Annotated in this window: 3 protein-coding genes; all 3 read left to right on the plus strand. The window is 41.4% G+C overall.

The genetic code is table 11. From position 1 onward, the window contains the following. Positions 1-160 precede the first annotated feature (160 nt). The gene (ccsB, locus tag AB1488_01290; GenBank protein ID MEW6408732.1) at positions 161-976 is read left to right on the plus strand and encodes a c-type cytochrome biogenesis protein CcsB; all 816 of its coding nucleotides are present in this window, start codon (positions 161-163) and stop codon (positions 974-976) included. Positions 977-1,047: 71 nt separating this feature from the next. Beyond that, positions 1,048-2,388, plus strand: coding sequence for a glutamyl-tRNA reductase (gene hemA / locus AB1488_01295; protein ID MEW6408733.1), 1,341 nt, complete (start codon positions 1,048-1,050; stop codon positions 2,386-2,388). A gap of 31 nt (positions 2,389-2,419) precedes the next feature. Further along, positions 2,420-3,434, plus strand: a 1,015-nt coding sequence (gene hemC / locus AB1488_01300) for a hydroxymethylbilane synthase (GenBank protein MEW6408734.1), incomplete at its 3' end; no start/stop codon positions are given.

Genomic DNA, 3,434 nt, shown 5'->3' on the forward strand with positions numbered 1-3,434 from the left:
AATTTAAAAAGGCACTAAAGGAGTTAGCTAATGATAATAAGATAACATGCCACCAACTAAGGCAGTTGGCAGAAGAGAAGAATGTCTCTTACAGTGATGCCGGCAAGACAGCAAATGAACTCAAAATTAAGATTATTGAATGTGAACTCGGGTGTTTTTAATGAATATAATATTTTTTAATATAGCCCTTTTCATGTATTTTATTGCCTCAGTTCACTGCGCTATTGCCCTCCTCAAAACAAGCACAACTATCACGAGGACACTCACCATAATGACAATAATAGGCTTTCTTTCGCACACTGCCGCTATCGTCACCAGGTATATCGAGGCAGGTCATATCCCGATAACAAATCTCCATGAGGCTACCTCTTTTTTTTCATGGTCGATAGTATTTGTCTTCCTTATAATAGAAACACGGTATAGAATAGGGTTACTTGGTCCCTTTATACTGCCTGTAGCATTTATCTTCATGTTTTCATCGTCAATGCTTCCGAAGGAAATCAAGCCACTTCTTCCGGCGCTTGAGAGCTTCTGGCTCGGGATACATGTGGTATTTGCATTTCTTGGAGATGCCTCATTTGCAATAGCCTTCAGTGTTGGTATCATGTATCTACTTCAGGAGCGACAGCTTAAAAGAAAAAAGATTGGCAGTCTATTTAAGAGAATGCCGTCTCTTGAGGTACTTGATGAAATAAACTATCGTGTAATCTCGATAGGTTTTCCATTGCTGACAATCGGTATAATAACAGGTTCTATATGGGCAGATACCGCATGGGGGTCATACTGGAATTGGGATCCGAAGGAGGTATGGTCACTTATAACATGGATAATTTATGCCCTTATAATCCATGCGAGATTAAGGGCAGGGTGGAGAGGAAGAAAGGCTGCGATACTTTCAATAATCGGATTTATGTCTGTTTTGTTTACATTCCTGGGTGTAAACCTGATATTGAAGGGATTGCATGTGTTTGATTAAGCCGTGTCCTGTTTCTCGTTGCCCGTGCCTGTAAATGGTATGGAAACGGTCACGGATCACGGTCACGGATAATGAACATACTCGTCATAGGTCTTAATCACAAGACAGCAGATGTTGAAATAAGGGAGAAATTCTCTTTTCCTGAGGCAAGCCTTACAGAGGCATTACTCTCTCTGAGAAATTTCTCTCAAATTGATGAATGTATTATCCTCTCTACCTGCAACAGGGTTGAAATATATGCGTGGGTAAAAGATAAGGACGCCGGTATTGAAGAGATAAAGTCATTCCTTTCAGGATACCATGATATTCGCCGGGAAGACTTTGAGGATGCACTTTATATTTATAACGATGCTACTGCTGTGAGGCATATCTTCAGGGTAGCCTCCAGTCTTGACTCTATGGTTGTCGGTGAGCCACAGATACTCGGACAGATGAAAGATGCATTTGAGCGGGCACTTGAAGCAAAAACCTCAGGTGTTATCTTAAACCGTTTAATGAAGAAGGCGATTTCGGTTGCAAAAAGGGTAAGGACGGATACAAAGATAGCAGAAAATGCCGTATCCATAAGCTTTGCCGCTGTTGAGCTTGCAAAAGGTATATTCGAGGACTTAAGCAGTAAGGTCGTTATGCTAATGGGTGCTGGAGATATGGCAGAACTTGCAGCACGACACCTTGTGAAAAATGGAGTCAAGGCGGTTCTTGTTGTTAACAGGACTTACGAAAGGGCGGTAGAGCTTGCTGATGCCTTTAAAGGAAAGGCTGTGGCATTTGATAACCTTTTCAGTGAAATGGTCGATTCTGATATTATTATATGTTCTACCGGTGCATCACATTATATTGTTAACCCTGATGATATGCGGGTGGTAATGAAGACGAGGAGAAACAAACCGATATTCATTATAGATATATCCGTCCCGAGAAATGTAAATCCTGCTGTAAACGAGATGGATAATGTTTATCTCTATAATATAGATGACCTCCAGGGGGTGGTGGATTTAAATTTAAAGGGAAGACAGAAGGAGGCAGATGCCGCAGAACAGATTGTGGTGGAAGAGGTAGAGACATTTCTTGCATGGATGAACTCCCTTGATGCCATTCCAACGATAGTCGAACTTAAAGATAAGATAGAATCCATAAGAAAAGCAGAACTGGGAAAGACACTGAGTAAACTAAACGGTATAGGAGAAAAAGAGACAAAGGCGATAGAGGAATTATCTAATTCTATTGTAAAGAAGATTCTCCACACGCCCCTTATTGCACTTAAAGTTGATATTGAACCTGAGGAAAAAACTTTCTATTTAGATATAGTTAGAAGGCTATTTAATCTCGATAGGACACTGCCACATAGATACCATCGTGAAAAGTTACAAAGTCCAACGGATGAGACAAAAGACAAAGAGTCAGAGAAGTGAAGATGAATACTGACAAAAAAGAGTCATAAAAGTGAAGATAAGAATAGGCACAAGGGGAAGCAATCTTGCACTCTGGCAGGCAAGTTACATCCAGAATAGCATTATAGAACGCTATCCAGAGATAGAAGTCGTCATTGTTAAGATAAAAACCACAGGTGACAGGATACTTGATGCTCCACTTGCAAAGATAGGAGGTAAGGGTCTCTTCGTGAAAGAAATAGAAGAAGCAATGCTCAGAAAGGAGATTGATATAGCTGTTCATAGCATGAAGGATGTTCCAATCGAGATTCCTGATGGTCTTCACATCGGTGCCATAACAGAGAGGGAGGATCCAAGGGATGCGCTGATAATAAGACAGAAGACAGAAGACAGCTCGCCCCGCTTCGCAGAGCGAGGCCGGGGAAGTCAGAAGTCAGAATTAAATTTCGAACTCCGAACTTCGAACTCCGAACTATATAACCTGCCTCACGGTGCTCACATAGGGACAAGTAGCCTGAGAAGGGCATCTCAACTTTTAAACACCAGACCTGATTTAAAGATTACGCAGTTGAGAGGAAATCTTGACACGAGGCTAAGGAAATTAAATGAATGGCAGTTCGATGCTATAATAGTCGCAGCAGCAGGGATGAAAAGAATGGGCTGGGAGGAGATGATTACAGAATACCTTCCATTAGAGATAAGTCTTCCTGCCATAGGACAGGGTGCTATAGGAATCGAGTGTCGTGTGGAAGATAAGGTGATAAATGATACGATTCAATTTATCAATCATCGAGATACAAACACATGTGTCAAGGCAGAGAGGTCATTTCTCAGAAGACTTGAGGGTGGATGTCAAGTTCCAATAGCAGCACATGCAAGGATAGTAAGTCAGGAGTCAGAAGTCAGGAGTCGAGAGTCAGGAATAAATAATAACTCATTACTTGTCATAGATGGACTTGTAGGAACCATATCAGGAGATACCATTATAAAAGGACATATCAAAGGCAATCCTGATGATGCTGAAAGACTCGGCATCTCACTTGCAGAGGAACTACTTTCAAGGGGGG

Source organism: Nitrospirota bacterium (genome assembly GCA_040756155.1).
Classification (GTDB): Bacteria; Nitrospirota; Thermodesulfovibrionia; order JACRGW01; family JBFLZU01; genus JBFLZU01.

Coding starts and splice junctions, on each gene's coding strand:
- ccsB (MEW6408732.1), top strand. CDS start 161: ATGAATATAATATTTTTTAATATAGCCCTTTTCATGTATTTTATTGCC.
- hemA (MEW6408733.1), top strand. CDS start 1,048: ATGAACATACTCGTCATAGGTCTTAATCACAAGACAGCAGATGTTGAA.